Raw genomic sequence first — 15,561 nt, 5'->3', positions numbered from 1 at the left:
TCCAATACAATAGGTGGCATATGATAGGAGATATTAAGGTCGGCCATTTTGGCCAGCGTTGAGTTATCACTATTTGTCAGGCTGATTATTTTACAATTATGTAAACTGAACTGATTGGCAATACGGATAATCTCTTCGGTTTCACCCGAGACGGAAAATATGATAGCAATAGCATCCTGATACATATCGCTGTTGATAGGATAATAGGGATCGTCAATATAAGTACTAAACTTGCCAATATTCGAGAAGAAACGAGCGCTGTATTTCCCTAACGCCCCAGAGGTTCCTATACCCACAAAAATAATTCGGCGCGTGGCGGCTATTTGTGCTGCGGCCGTATCCAGTAACTCGTCAAACTCACTATTATTAATACTTTTAAAATAGCTAATTATTTCACTAATACCAAAGCTAACTGGTGGTTTTTCATCATGCTCTACATATAATTTAAACCGCACCCGGAATTCAGAATAACCATCACAATTCATTTTTTTACAAAATCGTAAAACTGTAGTGGTAGAAACACCCGCTGCGTCAGCCAGTTCTCTGATGGTCATATACATCACTTTATCAGTGTTTTTTATGATGTAATTATAAACGATCAATTCCAGTTCGTTCAGCGCTGATATTTCTTTATATGTAAACATACTGATACCTGAAGTCCCATTAGCTGCCTGAAACCATGACACATATGTCATGATCCGAGATAGGCGAATTTAGCACGAAATGAAGCGACGAACGAGGCAGTTGTTGTTGGTTGTTGGAGCAATTCGGCTGTTGTAATTGCAAGATAGTTTCCTTGATCAACATCCGCCTGGCTTGCGCTATAACCTCGGCCGTCATTAGTCAATGTAAGTACAGTGTCTGATATAACCAGACCTACAGCACCTAGCAATTAAATAAACCGGGCAATTAAGCCCGGATTTGTACTTTACTCTGCAATTGTAATAGGCTCAGGTAACCCATCAAGCCACATATGTACTTTGTCATAAAAGACTGCCCACATGGGATCATCGGCTTCAATCTCCCCTTGATTTGGAAAATACTCTGGATCTTGTGGGCCACCAAAGTAAGCAATAATTTCTTCTTTTGTTGAATTTTTAAATTGAACAAGCATATTCACTCCTTAAAAATCATAACCACGGCCTGCGATAATGTATGTTCCTGGGTTTGTATTGGACATTGAAAAATAGAGCCGCTGGATTTCTATTAATGACAGCGTTCCGGCGGTAATGGACGTTGCTGTTTGCCCTGTAACGGTTGAAATCGCACCGAACTGTCCGATACCTGACAGAGATGAGCCAATACTCAGCGCAACACCGTTGCCAGCGACTGTTTCATTTACTGTTATAGCAATATCTATCTGTGTGGCATTGGGTGGGGCCACAGGTGAAACACCTAACGGCGTTTGCGCTGTTGTACCACTAGAAACGGAATATATAGTAGCTGTTTGGATTGCTATATGCCTATGGGATTGAAATCCTATCTTCAACAATGATGATGCCGTCCCCCACACACTAACCAACGCTGATGCTGTATAACCTGATGGCATATTAGCCCCGCCATACACTTCAGGAGCAAGCACTGACGTGGAATTAACTGCCAGCAATGCAGATACTTGAGTTATTGGGTTATAAATCGCATACAGCGCTACAAATCCCGCAGCTGGCGCGGTGCCAGTATCCATACCGCCAGCGCCCGTAGTCGCAAGGTTAATTGCTTTATTGAAGCTAGTAAGTTTGTACTGACGTCCACCTAGCGCCGTTTGTACGATCAATTCATCTGCCGTGAAAGTGGCCGTTGACGATGCGGCTGTAACACTCATTTTTGCATTGCGTGATGTGCCAACAACGCCCGTTAATTGGGGCAGATGGGCTGCATCGCCCAAACCAAGGTTTACGAGAGTCTCAGCGACAGCGGCGGGGCCGGCATTTTTAATTTCCACAAGGTTATTGGCTGTTTTTAAAAATCCACCATCAGTAATTAATTTAGAGACAGCAGTCGCCACCTGATCAAACTTCTCACTGTCAGCATCAATATTAGCGGCAGAAAGAACACTCATTAATTCCCGCTGTAAGGTGTTAAACCATTCCGCCGGTAATATCGTTGGGGGAACGCCGCCGGCGACATTGCCGTCGGTAAATTCGCCATTACTGTCGGCGCGTGAATTAGGAATATCTCCAATTTTTTGCATAGTAATACCTCACCAATTAAGGCGTTTTAAATTAATAGAAATTGATTAGTTAGCTAACGTAGCCAAACTTCAGAATGCTATGAGACGGATTTAACACCGCAAACCGGCATTCAAGTTGTTTATTGCCCCATGAACGCAACGGATCACTGCAATAAGTTAGGCCACATTGAGCATAATGAAGCGTGGTTTCGGGTGCGGTAATCAACCACGTGAATGGCCACTCGTCACCGTTCAATGCATCACGGCATACCGACATACCTGCACAGGCTTGCCGGTATTGGGTGATAGCAATGGAGTAACCCAATGCCTTGGCCACACGGATAAAATAGGATGCAGACTGGCCGCCGATGCCAAACAATTTCGACACCACGGCCCGCTGGCGCTGGATCATGCTGTCTACTTCACCAATGGCACATAGATCCGGTAGCCCCACAGTGGCTTCCCACTCAGGTAACATAGCCGTCGCCGTTGCCGGGAATGCCGCAGACAACAAATCTTGCGCATCTTCATCGCTACGCTGATACGCATTTGCCAGCGCCCGCAGTACCTCAGTCTGCACGCCATCCGGTCGCCGTGGCCAGACTAAACCCATCGGCATTAATGCTTGCAAAGCGGTAGTATATTCACTGACAGAGTAGCGACTCATAGATAGCTCACCGTACCCCTAATGGGGAGTTTGCCAGTTTGTAACTCAATATTGGCCGCCGGAGATTGCATAATAAAGCCCCCGGTCCCCGTGACCTCACCAATTGCCAGTAATAGTGATGACCACAAGATTTTGCCACCAGGTTCACCTTCGCTGAAAAACACCTCGTCGATAGCGGCATTGATGGCGGTCGTGGTAGCACTATCAGCATGTGAAATCCCACTAATAACAAAATCAATGGGTTGTGCAACTGGCGCACAAACATAAACCAACGCAATGATAGGTTGCTGTGGATAAATATTATCTGCTACCCGTTGTTGATCACCAGTGGCTTTTACCGCCCCCCATGATTCCAGCGATGAAATACCGTCGCTACCTTGCGGAAAACCGCCGTGGTCGTTGTCATCGCACATAATATAAACCCCGACAGTCCCTGCCCCCATCAGCCGCCGTTTTACCCAACAACGGGTCACTCCCGATACCCTTAATGCCCAAGATTGATAGTCGGTATCATTACCACCTTGCGGGATATTCTGGTAAGCCAATAGCATACGGGAACGAAATGCATCCTCAGATTCAATATCCGCACCGCCGGAAATTTTACTCAGTGCTGTGGCGGTGGCCTGAACACCATCAATAGCAATATCTAGCGTCAGCAGGGTGCCAGCCGCACTGTTACCCCGGCTACCGCCGCCAGTCGCATCCTCCAATGGACGGGGTAAAATGGCGGTAATAGCTGCCAGAACGTGACCATCGGGAGAAATCTTCACTTCATTATCAAGCCGATACTGATAGCCGTCGGCCCGATTAAGCAAGCGGCCAGCAGGAATAGTTCGTCCAGCTATCCCACTAAAGCGAACGTCAGTCGCAGTAGCCGGATTTGCTGCTTTACGAAACACGTCTTTCAGTGCCGCCCAAGCCGCAAGGTACTCGTCGGTGGCATGGTATGGCGTGGCTTGCTGGGCGATATAATCCAGATAGCCATAGTGCAGGTGTGCCATCCCCGCATCTGCATCACTGATAACGCCAATATTGGAGAAACGCAGTAAGTTGCCGCCGGTTTTCAGTTCCGATTGAATATAAGACTGATTGCGTTGTCGCAATTCACTTAACGTGGGTCGATTAAATGGCATGAATTACTCCTCCCATACCCATGAAAATTTCACTGAAGATTGGGCTTTACCCGGTCGTTGGTAAGCAATAATCAACAGCAATGTATTGGGGTAAATTATTTGTGCCCGGGTGTTTATGGCCGCCACAACACGATCCTCGGTCAGCCACGCCAATGCTTCTGCCGCGTAGTCCTCGGCTTTGATCGCAACCTGAGTGGTAAGTTTTTCCCGTCGCAATAACCACAACCGCGAACCAATAGCTGATAGCGCCCCGCTGTCCCCCCACCAGCCGCGGCGATCATCGCCATCAATAGCATCATCAATTCGCGCCAGGCGGTCAGTAAACAAACTCAGTAAAATAGCGGTATGCAAATCATCGCCATCCAGCACTCCCCCGCGACCTGTCTGCCAATCTCCCAATGAGGCATCGACATCCCAAACCGTTTTAATATCTGTTGTCATCGCACCACCTTAGCGGGCGTCTCACTGGTAAGGGTCGAGCTGCCCGACTGTACATTTTTGAGTTGATGGTTGTGGCTGTTATAGGCATCACGTAAGGTTTTCAGCGTGATGCTATTACCGTCTGCGTTATCAACAATATCGCCGCTAACCTCGAGTAACGGCGTATTCAGCCGTACTTTTACCGATGCGTTTACCGTCACCGCGGTAGCATTATTGATTGTCACCGGCTGATTGTTAGCCTCAATGATTACCCCACTTTCCGTCAGTTTGATAAATTGCCCCCACTGGGAATAAATCACCGTTTCTCCGGCTGTTAGTCCTGAATGGCGATAAGCCGGATGGTTGGAGGCGATGATCAGGCCGTTGGATCGGTCCCCGCCCAGAAAACCGATAACCACGTCACTGCCAGCTGGCAATCCCGATGAAAAACCAAACTCAGCCAGCCTTGGGGTATCAGAGTGGACTTCCAGTTGAGTTTGATACTGCACGGTTTGTATCCCGTCACTGTCGTCAACGGCACTCACTCGCCCAAGTCCCAACAGCATTTTTATCTGCCGGTACAGGGTCGAAATTTGCCCGGTTAGGTCATTCATAGTTCCCCCCTATGTCACTTAATGTTGTAAGGCTGGAATGTGAAGGCAGCAGGTGGCATCAGGGTCATTTTGCTCGTCGTCCCTTTCTCATCTTTGGCATAAACCACTTCCGAGAGTAGCCACAGCTCATCATTAAGCCCAAATGCTGGAATAGTAATGGGAATCAATGTATTAACTTCCCATAGCCGGCCATGGCGATCGCGCCAACTGTCAACTTGCACTGTCAAGACGTTAGCGCGACCAGAGCGGCGGTTCATTTCCCATTCGATGCAATCTTTCAGCAAATGTGGCGAGTTCACTGTACTTTCGACGATAATGACCCGGTTACGATGGCGGGCCGGAAATTGTTCGGCCAATAGTGTGTCTCGCGTGGTAGCTCGCACCGAGGTGTTATCCCCACCCGAGGCAGAATGCCTGGCTGCGGCATTGGAAGAGAGCACCACGCCGGTGTAATCAACAAAGCGTTGATTGATATCGGTATGAAGATTGGCACTAAGAATATTGATGCCCTGTGCCACACCGCTGGCAGCTTTATGCGTTCCAGCGCGGGTCAGATATAAGTTGCCATCCGGCTGGTCGTAATAGAGCAATGCAGCAGAGCGCGTGACGTGATCAATCACCGCTTGCGCCGTTTCTCCCCAATTCAGAGTGAATTTCGGCACAATGGTCATATCGGTAATATCAGAGGTCACTTTGATGCCGTAAGGTTCGGCCAGTTTTTGCGCAATCTGCAACACCGTGGATTGGCTAATCACGCTGTTGGTCCACTCAGCGGAGCAATCCACCAGATCCTGGCACTTACTGCGCCCCGAGGCACTGACTTGATGAGTTGTGGCCGCAATAGCGCAATCCCAACTGTCAATATAGCCATTTAACACAGCATCATTACCCAACTTAACCACGCAGGGAGCTCCGGGGATAATCCACTGTTGCCCTCCACTGGCGGGATAACGATCCATCAGCGATAACTCAAAGCTACTGGGTAATTTTTCAATACTCCGCGTGACCTGAACTTTGCTCCAACCGGTGATCGCTCTGCCGTCTATCTCCAGTGTTAAGTCATCACTTGGCATTTTATTATTCATAGATTCAATGCCCTAAACCGAATTGGCATAAATGCCGGATGAATCGGATTCGCCATTTTCACCAGTGCATCACCACGTAGCGCATCCTGATATAACCGATTCGCCAGCATCAGCGCGGGTAGTGAGCGGTTAAAACTAACCTCGTTGATGCGAGATAAATTCGCCCCGGACTGTTGCAATAGCGCCACGATAGATTCGCGCATTTGCATCAGCGCACGGTAGGTTTCATCATTACCGCGATCGGCGGCGGCCAGTGCTGAGCTATCAATCACCTCACTGACCCTGCCAAGTACAGCGACAGCATCGTCATAACTTTCCGGTTGATACTGCGCCGCCGCGATGACCATCCCTCCGGCGCATAAAGTCATCATTAAATGATGGCTGGCGTCAGCAATTGCGATATCACTGCTATTGGCTCGGAAGGCGTCGTCATGAGCCGCTGTCAGGCTTTCCATCATGCGGATAACATCCAGTGTGCTAAAACCGCCATTTAGTAGCGTGTTAACCAGAGTGAGTAACTTGTCGGCATGCCCCTCAACACTGTTAGTCGCAAGTAACTCATTCACGGCAGCACTGATTGCCGCTCGCCCTTCGACGATAAACGCCAGCCGTTGCGCCACTAACATGGGTAAGTTGGTGGTATCGCTTTGCTGGTTCACCGCTTCCGTCACGCCCGAACTGCTGCCACCGACAGTACCGTGGTTAAAGCGGCCATAACGGTTTCGGCCAAAGGTTGAGCGCAGTGCGTTACCCAGATTACTGGCCTCATTGGCAGTATTCGTTACCATGCGGCTCCAAAATTCCGCCGTACTTTGCAAGGTTTTTATTACCTGAGTGGCGGAGCGCATCTCTCCTTTTACCGTTGAGATAAAACCAGCGACTGCTTTGGCGCTCAATCCCAGCCAAGAGGAGTGGACAGACGCACTCATTTCAGCCATACCGGTGATGGCAAAGGCACGTAAACCGGATTCGATAACGGTTAAGCTGAACGCGAATACCCGCTCGCTGCCAACACCTTCATCAATTTTCAACCCCGTGTCAGCGATGCTGACAGTCATCTCACCCAACGTTGGGTGAACCAATGTCCCTGGCCCGGCCATTTCACAAGCTGCGATCAATGAATCGCGCTGAGTCATTACATCAGGTGCGGCGTAGATCTGGCTGTTTTGTACCAAAAATCCAGTTAAAACAATGTTCCGTGTACTGCGCCCCAAATCCTCGATATAGCTGGTATCGCGATAAGGGTAAGTGTGCACTGCCTGACGACGACCAAAACTGCCCTTGCTATTCAGGACCACGAAGGGCACTCCCCGAAAGGAGGCTTGNTGGAGGTGTTCCGACCATTGCCAACTGTCGTCGCTTCCTCCCAAGAGCGCTGATAGTGCGTTATTGATAAGTGACATTTCGTTCTCCTGTCCAGTAGTAGACGTTAGGAAATAAAAAACCCGCCGGAGCGGGTTATATCGATATGTTGATTGGTTAATTTTTACGGATACTAATAGGGAATTACATCTGCATGGCGTGAGCTATTCTGCTGCCTCCCTGAGTTGGGATCACTAAGCTTTCACCGCTTCGACTGTCGATTAACGTCAATTCAATCTGCACCCGATTGTTCTGCATCGCGGTAGCGATAACATCAGCAATAGCATTAGCATTAAAGTCCCCCGCTGAGTCAGTATAAATAGGTGATTCAGTTGTAGGGATGCTGCCTATATTATTATCTGGCGCAAGAGAAGATGAGGGGCTAAGGGAATAGGGATCTTCAGCACCGAATTCAGTTATGCGGTTGTTGCTCCAGGTGTTCTGCGTTTGTGTTTGAGTTTCAACTTCAGCCCCAGATCCCAGATTAAAAAGATCAGTTAATGGAGTAGACTCAATTTTAATTGGCCGAAGCCCAGAAATAACACCCGCATTTTCAGTCTGATAATTTATTTTCTCTGCATCATTGGGCTTAATATGATCCTGATATTTCTTACGAAATCCATCAGTCATAAGACCGCTATTAAGCATGGTTATTTCATACCAATTAAGCTGTTTTTTAAAATCTGTATTATTATATGCCCATCGCATTTTCGCCGAGTCATTACCACTGATTATCCCTAAAGTACGCATTATGGCAAAATTATCTGGACCATAAGTTAGCGTGTCAGTTACACCACCAATGCCATCAGCCACAGAGCCATCAGAGACAAGAATTTCGTATCCGATGTTAGATAGCTTATCTTTCAAACCATCCCAAGCAGCACTTAACTCATCAGTATTCTGGTCTAACTCTGTCAATTGTATATTAAGCTCAGGATCAATAGTTAGGCCAAATAAAGTAGATTTAGCCAGCAAATCTTTTAGTTGCGCCCCCTCTCGCAGCAACTCAATAGTATTACCGTCTATTTTCAGAGCATCCGTCAGTTTACTTTGTACTTGGGGTGCCATTTGTGGAAAATCCTCGGCAATTTTAGCTATTGTTGCAGTAGCATCCACTGTGCCATTTTCATTACTGATAATGTCAAACCCATACTCATGTAGCTGTGCCAGCCCCTGATCATTATGGCCCCATAGCATATTATTCAAATTGCTGTAGAGCTGCTCAGTTGATTTTATCGCAGCCATTTGTTCAACACCTCGAATACGCATAGCGCCACTTATTTGACTAAATTGATCAATAGGTGCGTTAACGTTCCTCGCTGCTGTATTTATTTTACGGGCCTCATCAGCACCGTTATTAAGCCATTCCACTCCCGCAGTTCCAACAGCAATAATTGTGTTTCCACCACCAGCTAATTTATAGTTACTGAATATTTGAGGCGGTACTTTAGATAATGGAGAAACCGTATTCATATTGTATTTATTAGCCATTTTTGCCAGCCTTAATTTTATTAATCCGCCCGGCCTGCTGGCACCACCACATTAAGCTACTGTAAGTCAGGGACCAGGCATCGCCCGGCCCCCAGCTATAATAGTAAGTGACGTCAGCAATTATTTCGCGCCATCGCCCCCTGTTGGGGAGTAGGCTAAAAAACCCATCATATAAACCTCACAGGCCTTATAGTCGGTAAAAGCCATTTTCTTGATAGCCTCACGCGGCACCCCTGAGACCAAGGCAATCAGCAATCCCATACCGCTGAGCGAACCTGACTTGGTTTGCTCATCGTAGAATTGCTGTACTTGCAACAGTGTCGGTTCACTCAGCTCGACCACCTCGTAGGTGGTCTTGGTTGCGTCGTGTTGAATGGCTTTCACCAGTGAAATAGTTTTACTGCGCTCCAGTACAGTCATATCAATTCTCCGTCACCGAACCGCCTTCCCAGCTCACATCAACCGTGCCTTCAGTGCTGTCAACCACCAACGTGCTCACCGACCACATGCCACTACCAATAATGGTTTTGCCGTTCGCCAATTCACAGACAATATTGACATTGGTCTGGTCGTTAAAATCACTGATAGAGACCCCGCCACTGTCACGGATAGTGCAGGAAATGGACGGTGCCACCACGGTTTCTTTATAGCCATGTACCCCATCCATGCCCATGACAGTTTCACGTTTTACCTTTGAAGGGCTGTATTTGAACTGACCGGCCACCATAATAGTAATGCCATCAACGGTGACATAAGCCGTACCTGCCAGGCGGTTTGAAGTATCGCTCATAATTTATTTCCTTTTTTGTTAGTGCATTAAATGGCTAAGGGTTAAACAGCCGCTTGCAGACGGAATTGATTGAGAACCGCAAAGATACGCAACTGATTAATCAGCACGCCGGTCCACAACACATCAACACGATTTGGGTTACTGGCATTTTTCTCAACTATCAGGCCACGGGCGAAACCTTTGGCATCCTGAACATAGCCATTAAATTCCAGGGTCTGATACTGAGCAATCAGCTCGGCACGGATGGTATTTGGCGTGATGATGGCCGAGCCTGGTGCAAAACGGGTACCATCGGCAGCCAACTTCATGCGAGCAAACTTCGAGGTCACCTGAGTTCGTAGGTAGCGCGTGACAAACATCAATAAGAACAAGGTCTCAATTTGCAAATAACTATCATCCGCAGCACCGTATTTGTTGGTCTGATAAGTCGTAATGATATTTTCGATTTGAACTGTCCCGTCGTCCGCCACCGTCACGGTTGAAATACCGCTATGCAGCAAGTTATTCCGCTCAGTCAGGGTAAAACGGCTAGAAAGGGGCGCTGCCAATACACCACTTACTGCCAACGTTTGCAGTGGGCGGCCGGGATCATTACGCAAGCTTTGCGCAATAGCACCAACATACGCGGCTGACCACAGGTAAGCCGGTGTCGGCGAGTTATGGATCCCGAGCAATGAGGCATGTTGGTCATTACGCAGTTCACCGGCCGCGGTCAGTTGACCATAGGTGCCGGAGTGAGCCGCAAAGCTGTGGCCATACAGTTGCTGACTATAGCTCCAGCGCCCGGTGCTATCAGAAAGGAATGACTTGATGGCATCCAATGACGCGGTATCTGTGTAAGGGTTGATAATGAAATCGAAGGTACGATCCTGTAAGTTTGCCAGGCCACTTGCCAGTTCAGGCGCGCCTGCACCTCCAGCCATCGGAGTGATCGACAACACCAGACTCTCCGGTGTGGTCTCTCCACCGGCACTCCCCAGATAGTTCAAACGCAGATCGATATTGTTACCATGTGCTCCTTTGTTTTTGGCCGTTAGTACTACAACAGCGCCTTCCGATACACCATCACCAGTATGGGCAACAGTTACCGGTAATTCAGGTTTACTCTCGATTGCCGCCGCCAGCGCCAGAGCGATGGTATTGGCATCATCAGTCGGCACTACCGTGGTTTGTACACGAATACCGGCGATATACAGTGAGATAACACCGGTTGCTGATGCCGGGGTCGTCACGGTAATTTTACCGATGGCAGCAACCATAGCTTCAGAGTCGTGCAATGGTAGAAGATAGATTTCACCAGCGCTGTCATTGGCCAGATACGCTGCCATTTGCCCATGTAGCATTGAACCTGCACCACACAAACCGGCAACGGTGGCGACAGATGAAACCAGCAGCGGCACATTGACAGGCAAAGTGCTTTCCGTCAGGGTTTGCCCGATAATCAAAGTCCGTTGAGGGGTGCTCGCTGTGTTAGCTTGGGAATTATCAAACTCAGCAAAGAACAGTGGCGTACGCAGATTACTCGGGATATTAGTGAAAGGAATTGTCATAATTTTTTACTCTCCGTTGTTAACACTTAAAATGCAGGTTTCGCTGTTTTTACCGTAACCTGCACCACATCACCGTCTTGAATACGACGGTGCCAAAATGGGTTATCAGGAACCTCTGCGCCAGATTCAGGCAAAAAGGTGCCCTTGACCGGGTCACGCACTGCGCGGCCAGTCATCGGTTTTACAAACATAGGGTTACTCCGAAAGGGTGATGGCGATCAGCGGGTCTGTGGTGCCATCAGGCATATCAATCGCAATGTCGATACCTGTCAGTGGCGTGGTTTCTACTGGGAAGAAGTCTTCCGGCCCTTGGTAATACTCGAGATCGAGTTCTACTTTCACTTCAGCAAAATGTTGCTCGCTGCTAGTATCGATACCCATCGTGGTACGCACTTTGGCAAATTGCTGAATCTGGCGAGTCAGTTCATAACTGTTAATCACTGCCCGTTGAATCTGTTCACACAAACGCTCAAGTGCCGCTGCCGCTTCCGTGACTCGATTTACCGCCTCACTTAGTTGGATATGCCCGCTAATGCGTAAGGTGGTCATGGTATTAAACTGCGGTACATTGCGGCCAATAGACTCTTTTACTTCAAGTGGTGTCTGTAACAAAATGGCCGGATAAGTGGTTACCGGCCATGCATCAGTTGAATAGATACGACCTTCCGCATCTGTTTTGCCCAATAATGCGGCAGCGGCCAGTTGCCTGATTTGTGCAGCATTCATAGGCTCACCTGATAAAAAATGAGATATCCGACCTTACTACCGGTCATAGTTATTCTCCTGGTAAATGGTTGCCCCGTTGGGGGATAAGCCTGTCGTCTCACGGCGAGAGTGGATTATCGATTTGGTTATTACGCCAACGAATGACCTCATCAAGCCGTCCTTTACAGAGGCGTAACTCTCGCTTGAGTGCCAACGCATATAAACTACTGTCACCCCATGTGGAACCAACAAATTCCGGGATTTCACACTGGGTCATCGCCGATTCAGGTGGCAATAACAAGGGGGATTTCACCACCTGAAGGGCTGGCTTATTCACGCAAGATACTAATGCCAGGCTCAGGCATACGGCTGACAGCGCAGTTGTCAGTTGCGGTTGCCGCCACAAAACGCTTGAGACGATCCTCAGTTTCATGTCGCAGTACCCTTTCATTTTCCAACTGCCGTGCGACGGCAACCCGATTAGCCGCATCGTTTAACTGATAGGCAGCGATGGTGTTATCCAATGTTTGATTAACAACTCGTTCAGCCTGTAACTCCGCATGCTCCTGCACCTGTTTGGCACTCAAGCGATAGGTATTGGCCATCAGCCCCATGAGTAATATCGCGAGCAACACCGTGGTGATGGCACGCCTGTTCATTTGCCCTCCCTGGCTTTCATTGCCGTCAGGTTCGGTGTCAGACAAAGTTCATGTTCAATCTCACGCCGATTAACCAAACCTTGCCAGCGCTTGCCACCCGCCATAATCCAGCGGCGCAACTCCCCGCATGCACCGGTTATATTTCCGCTATTGAGTTTCTTTAATAAGGTTGAGTGGATAAATGCGGTTTTACCGACGTTATAGGTAAATGAATAGAGCGCTGCGCGGGTGTAATCTCCCACAGGTACCTGTATCGCATCATCGACTGACTTTTTCACCACCCGTAAATCCTGCTGTAATAACGCATCACACTGTTGATCGCTATACAGTTTTCCCTGGATAATGTCGTTACCAGTGTGACCATCACACAGCGTCATGACGCCCACTACGTCGTTGTAGGCGATGTATTTACGTCCTTCAAAACCATCGTGCCCACCCAGCAATGTTCCGGCAATGGCAACTGCTCCACCGGCTGCGGCACCCAAAACTTTCTTACGCAGTGAAGGCGTCATGTCAGCTCTCCATTTTGTGTAGCGCGTCATTACATACCGCAATTGCGGCTGGAATATCGGCCACTGTTTTATTACGCAAAAAATCTCGTAGAATTTCTGTTCGTCTCTGCTCTTCTTTAATTATTGCGTCCTTTTCCCGTAAATTGACGTAATAAGTTTTGATGGTAAATATTACGCTAATAATAGTACCCAGAATAAAGATGTAATCCTGTAGACTCAGCGCTGAAAATAGAGCAAGCGATCCTGCCCACCAATACGGCAGTGGATTTTGTTCACTCATTTAATACCTCCCAAGCCGATACACTTGCGCGTATGACTAACAGAAAGAGGAAAGCCCCAACCATGCGGGGCTTTCCTCTTTCTTAATCAGTATGTAACGAACCAGTGATGTCAGACTAATACACTTTTTGCGGACCGCGTTAGTGTTTTTTCATAAATATGTAAATTCTCTATTAAAGGATCCATAGTTAATTTCACATTCAACATTGCCAGGCAGCCATCAACAAAGCCTTCCGCCATTTGCATATTAATTCGCACTAGTCTTTCATCTCTTTTCTGCTGACGAGCAATTGCTCGCTTGGATTGATTAAGCACATAGTGACGGATGATCAATTCATATTCATCTGGCCGGTATTGTTTTAATCGAGCAACGCAGCCATCGACAACCAGGCCGTCATCATCACAACAGGAGGCTTTACTCTTAGACGTATCAGGCAATAACCCCTTAAAACCCGCAGCGATAGATGAATAATCCAGCCCGGAACTGTATCTTGCCCATACTCCCCAGCGCGCCAGGACTAATTGAATATCTCTCATGTTTTGGTTCTGCTGACTGTGGCTTCCGGTTTGTGTACCGTTTATTGAACTCATAAATAATTACTCCACAAAAGGCAGGGCACCGTGGTGACACCTCAGCCTATCGATTGCTCAACAACGGAAACCACCGTAAGTCTGGCCGCCGTCTTCTTGTGATAAACAGGAACAACCCATGCTACATATCTGGATAGCAGTGATGCATGCCAGTACGATCTCATACGTTTCCCTTATATATTTTGATTGATTATTACCGCAAGTGATTTTATAGTCAACACCGCAGATGATTGGATATTATTGCTAACGGTAATAAAATTGACTGATGAAAAAGAAGCCATTGACGCCAGAACAGTTAGACGACGCTAAGCGGCTGAAAGAGCTGTTTAATGCCAAGAAAAAAGTGCTGGGTATATCCCAAGAGTCTGTCGCGCACGAATTAGGGGTTGGGCAAAGTGCCGTAAACCAATTCCTTAACGGCATAAATCCGCTCAATGTGACCANCGCCGCCGCTTTTGCCAAAATACTCAATGAACCAATCAGTAGCTTTAGCCCTTCTCTGGCGAAAGAATTGGCGAAAATGGCCGAAAGTTTATCGATCTCGGCGCGTAATGGGCTAAATGATAAACCGGCCGGATCAGTTGCTAACAGCTATCCGTTAATCAGTTGGATAAGTGCAGGTAACTGGTATGAGGCAATAGAGCCTTATACGCTGCGTGATATTGAAATCTGGCCTGAATCGACCAAAAATGCCCATGACAACGCTTTTTGGCTCAGCGTTAAAGGAGACTCCATGACATCGCCTTCGGGGATCAGTTTTCCTGAAGGAATGATTATTCTGGTTGACCCGGAAAAAGAGCCGCTACCCGGTAATTTTGTTATTGCCAAACTGACTGATGATAACGAAGCAACATTTAAGAAACTCATTGTTGATGCTGGTGTTAAGTATTTGAAACCATTGAACCCCTCCTATCGATTAATCGAACTCAATGGCAACTGTAAGATACTGGGTGTGGTGGTTGATGCCCGCTGGCTGGAAATAAACTAGCCCCCATCTCGGTAAACACCGATGCTCAGTTGTTGTTGGAAAAAATAAATCACTTGTATAAACAATCAGATAAGCACCCACACATAAAATAACCGCCAGTGATTCCCAACCTTAATCACCTGCGGTTATTTTATTGACGTTAAAAAATCAGTAATAGTCGTTTTCTCGCTTCAATCCGTGTAAAACAGCGTTGTCTGCCACTCGCCAGTGCTGTATATTAATACAGTATTTACTCATTCAGGAAAAAGCCATGCGTGTTGAATTGATTTATGACAAACGGAATGTCGCCGGCCTACCCAACGCCGCTGAAATGATTAAGGCAGAGTTAACCAAGCGGGTGCATCGGGTGTTTCCTGATGCTGAAGTTAAGGTTAAACCAATGCAAGCCAATGGCATCAATACTGATGCTAATAAACAAGAAAAATCAGTACTGAACCGGTTGGTTGAAGAAATGTTTGATGAAGCCGACGAATGGCTGGTTAATGAGTTTTGAAAACCATTTAGCCGGGTAATCAGGCCCGGCTCATATTAATGCATTATGTTGC

Annotated in this window: 22 protein-coding genes; 2 read left to right on the top strand and 20 right to left on the bottom strand. The window is 47.5% G+C overall.

From position 1 onward, the window contains the following. The 20 genes from V1952_RS13950 to V1952_RS13855 form a co-directional block, all read right to left on the bottom strand. The coding region (locus V1952_RS13950; RefSeq protein WP_420074941.1) for a MurR/RpiR family transcriptional regulator at positions 1 to 644 on the bottom strand (644 nt) is incomplete at its 3' end. A 284-nt stretch (positions 645 to 928) separates the two neighbouring features. Further along, positions 929 to 1,114: a hypothetical protein gene (locus V1952_RS13945; RefSeq protein ID WP_050297013.1), complete on the bottom strand. Its 186-nt coding sequence runs from the start codon at positions 1,112 to 1,114 to the stop codon at positions 929 to 931. A gap of 9 nt (positions 1,115 to 1,123) precedes the next feature. Next, on the bottom strand, positions 1,124 to 2,191 hold the full coding sequence (locus V1952_RS13940; protein WP_420074940.1) for a hypothetical protein: 1,068 nt from the start codon (positions 2,189 to 2,191) through the stop codon (positions 1,124 to 1,126). A gap of 49 nt (positions 2,192 to 2,240) precedes the next feature. Continuing rightward, on the bottom strand, positions 2,241 to 2,837 hold the full coding sequence (locus V1952_RS13935; RefSeq protein WP_372559410.1) for a YmfQ family protein: 597 nt from the start codon (positions 2,835 to 2,837) through the stop codon (positions 2,241 to 2,243). Then, a complete protein-coding gene (locus tag V1952_RS13930) occupies positions 2,834 to 3,970 on the bottom strand; it encodes a baseplate J/gp47 family protein (protein WP_420074939.1) in 1,137 nt (378 codons plus the stop codon). Before V1952_RS13930 ends, V1952_RS13935 begins: the two co-directional genes overlap by 4 nt. 3 nt (positions 3,971 to 3,973) lie before the next feature. Further along, entirely contained in the window at positions 3,974 to 4,411 is a 438-nt protein-coding gene (locus V1952_RS13925) for a phage GP46 family protein (protein ID WP_420071836.1), read from the bottom strand. Then, on the bottom strand, positions 4,408 to 5,004 hold the full coding sequence (locus tag V1952_RS13920; RefSeq protein ID WP_420074938.1) for a phage baseplate assembly protein domain-containing protein: 597 nt from the start codon (positions 5,002 to 5,004) through the stop codon (positions 4,408 to 4,410). Before V1952_RS13920 ends, V1952_RS13925 begins: the two co-directional genes overlap by 4 nt. 14 nt (positions 5,005 to 5,018) lie before the next feature. After that, a complete protein-coding gene (locus V1952_RS13915) occupies positions 5,019 to 6,089 on the bottom strand; it encodes a phage baseplate assembly protein (protein ID WP_372559414.1) in 1,071 nt (356 codons plus the stop codon). After that, positions 6,086 to 7,492: a DNA circularization protein gene (locus tag V1952_RS13910; protein WP_420074937.1), complete on the bottom strand. Its 1,407-nt coding sequence runs from the start codon at positions 7,490 to 7,492 to the stop codon at positions 6,086 to 6,088. Before V1952_RS13910 ends, V1952_RS13915 begins: the two co-directional genes overlap by 4 nt. 103 nt (positions 7,493 to 7,595) lie before the next feature. Further along, positions 7,596 to 8,942, bottom strand: a complete 1,347-nt coding sequence (locus tag V1952_RS13905; RefSeq protein ID WP_420074936.1) for a chemotaxis protein — start codon at positions 8,940 to 8,942, stop codon at positions 7,596 to 7,598. A gap of 120 nt (positions 8,943 to 9,062) precedes the next feature. Further along, positions 9,063 to 9,362 (bottom strand): phage tail assembly protein, encoded by a 300-nt coding sequence (locus V1952_RS13900; protein ID WP_042568283.1) that lies wholly within the window; start codon positions 9,360 to 9,362, stop codon positions 9,063 to 9,065. Position 9,363: 1 nt separating this feature from the next. Further along, positions 9,364 to 9,732 carry a phage tail tube protein gene (locus V1952_RS13895; protein ID WP_042568284.1) on the bottom strand — a complete coding sequence of 123 codons (369 nt, stop codon included), beginning with the start codon at positions 9,730 to 9,732 and terminating at the stop codon, positions 9,364 to 9,366. A gap of 41 nt (positions 9,733 to 9,773) precedes the next feature. After that, positions 9,774 to 11,282 carry a phage tail sheath subtilisin-like domain-containing protein gene (locus V1952_RS13890; protein WP_420074935.1) on the bottom strand — a complete coding sequence of 503 codons (1,509 nt, stop codon included), beginning with the start codon at positions 11,280 to 11,282 and terminating at the stop codon, positions 9,774 to 9,776. Between the two features lie 26 nt (positions 11,283 to 11,308). Further along, positions 11,309 to 11,473, bottom strand: coding sequence for a DUF2635 domain-containing protein (locus V1952_RS13885; RefSeq protein WP_071843434.1), 165 nt, complete (start codon positions 11,471 to 11,473; stop codon positions 11,309 to 11,311). A gap of 4 nt (positions 11,474 to 11,477) precedes the next feature. Next, positions 11,478 to 12,008: an ATP-binding protein gene (locus V1952_RS13880; RefSeq protein WP_420071830.1), complete on the bottom strand. Its 531-nt coding sequence runs from the start codon at positions 12,006 to 12,008 to the stop codon at positions 11,478 to 11,480. A gap of 97 nt (positions 12,009 to 12,105) precedes the next feature. Next, on the bottom strand, positions 12,106 to 12,324 hold the full coding sequence (lysC, locus tag V1952_RS13875; protein ID WP_372559419.1) for a hypothetical protein: 219 nt from the start codon (positions 12,322 to 12,324) through the stop codon (positions 12,106 to 12,108). Further along, positions 12,317 to 12,646 (bottom strand): DUF2570 domain-containing protein, encoded by a 330-nt coding sequence (locus V1952_RS13870; RefSeq protein WP_420074934.1) that lies wholly within the window; start codon positions 12,644 to 12,646, stop codon positions 12,317 to 12,319. The genes lysC and V1952_RS13870 overlap by 8 nt, the downstream gene beginning before the upstream one ends. Then, complete coding sequence (locus V1952_RS13865) at positions 12,643 to 13,158, bottom strand: lysozyme (protein WP_372559420.1); 516 nt, start codon at positions 13,156 to 13,158, stop codon at positions 12,643 to 12,645. Before V1952_RS13865 ends, V1952_RS13870 begins: the two co-directional genes overlap by 4 nt. A 1-nt stretch (position 13,159) precedes the next feature. Next, entirely contained in the window at positions 13,160 to 13,438 is a 279-nt protein-coding gene (locus V1952_RS13860) for a hypothetical protein (protein WP_083158327.1), read from the bottom strand. Positions 13,439 to 13,548: 110 nt separating this feature from the next. After that, positions 13,549 to 13,974: an antiterminator Q family protein gene (locus V1952_RS13855; protein WP_372559924.1), complete on the bottom strand. Its 426-nt coding sequence runs from the start codon at positions 13,972 to 13,974 to the stop codon at positions 13,549 to 13,551. Between the two features lie 319 nt (positions 13,975 to 14,293). Between V1952_RS13855 and V1952_RS13850 the strand changes: the two genes are divergently transcribed. Continuing rightward, complete coding sequence (locus V1952_RS13850; RefSeq protein WP_420074933.1) at positions 14,294 to 15,016, top strand: LexA family protein; 723 nt, start codon at positions 14,294 to 14,296, stop codon at positions 15,014 to 15,016. Between the two features lie 250 nt (positions 15,017 to 15,266). Then, on the top strand, positions 15,267 to 15,509 hold the full coding sequence (locus V1952_RS13845; RefSeq protein ID WP_005190119.1) for a DinI family protein: 243 nt from the start codon (positions 15,267 to 15,269) through the stop codon (positions 15,507 to 15,509). Positions 15,510 to 15,561: the final 52 nt, after the last annotated feature.

This window comes from Yersinia sp. 2542 StPb PI (assembly GCF_048593855.1).
GTDB lineage: Bacteria > Pseudomonadota > Gammaproteobacteria > Enterobacterales > Enterobacteriaceae > Yersinia > Yersinia enterocolitica_E.
This window is presented reverse-complemented; position numbering and strand designations above follow the sequence as displayed.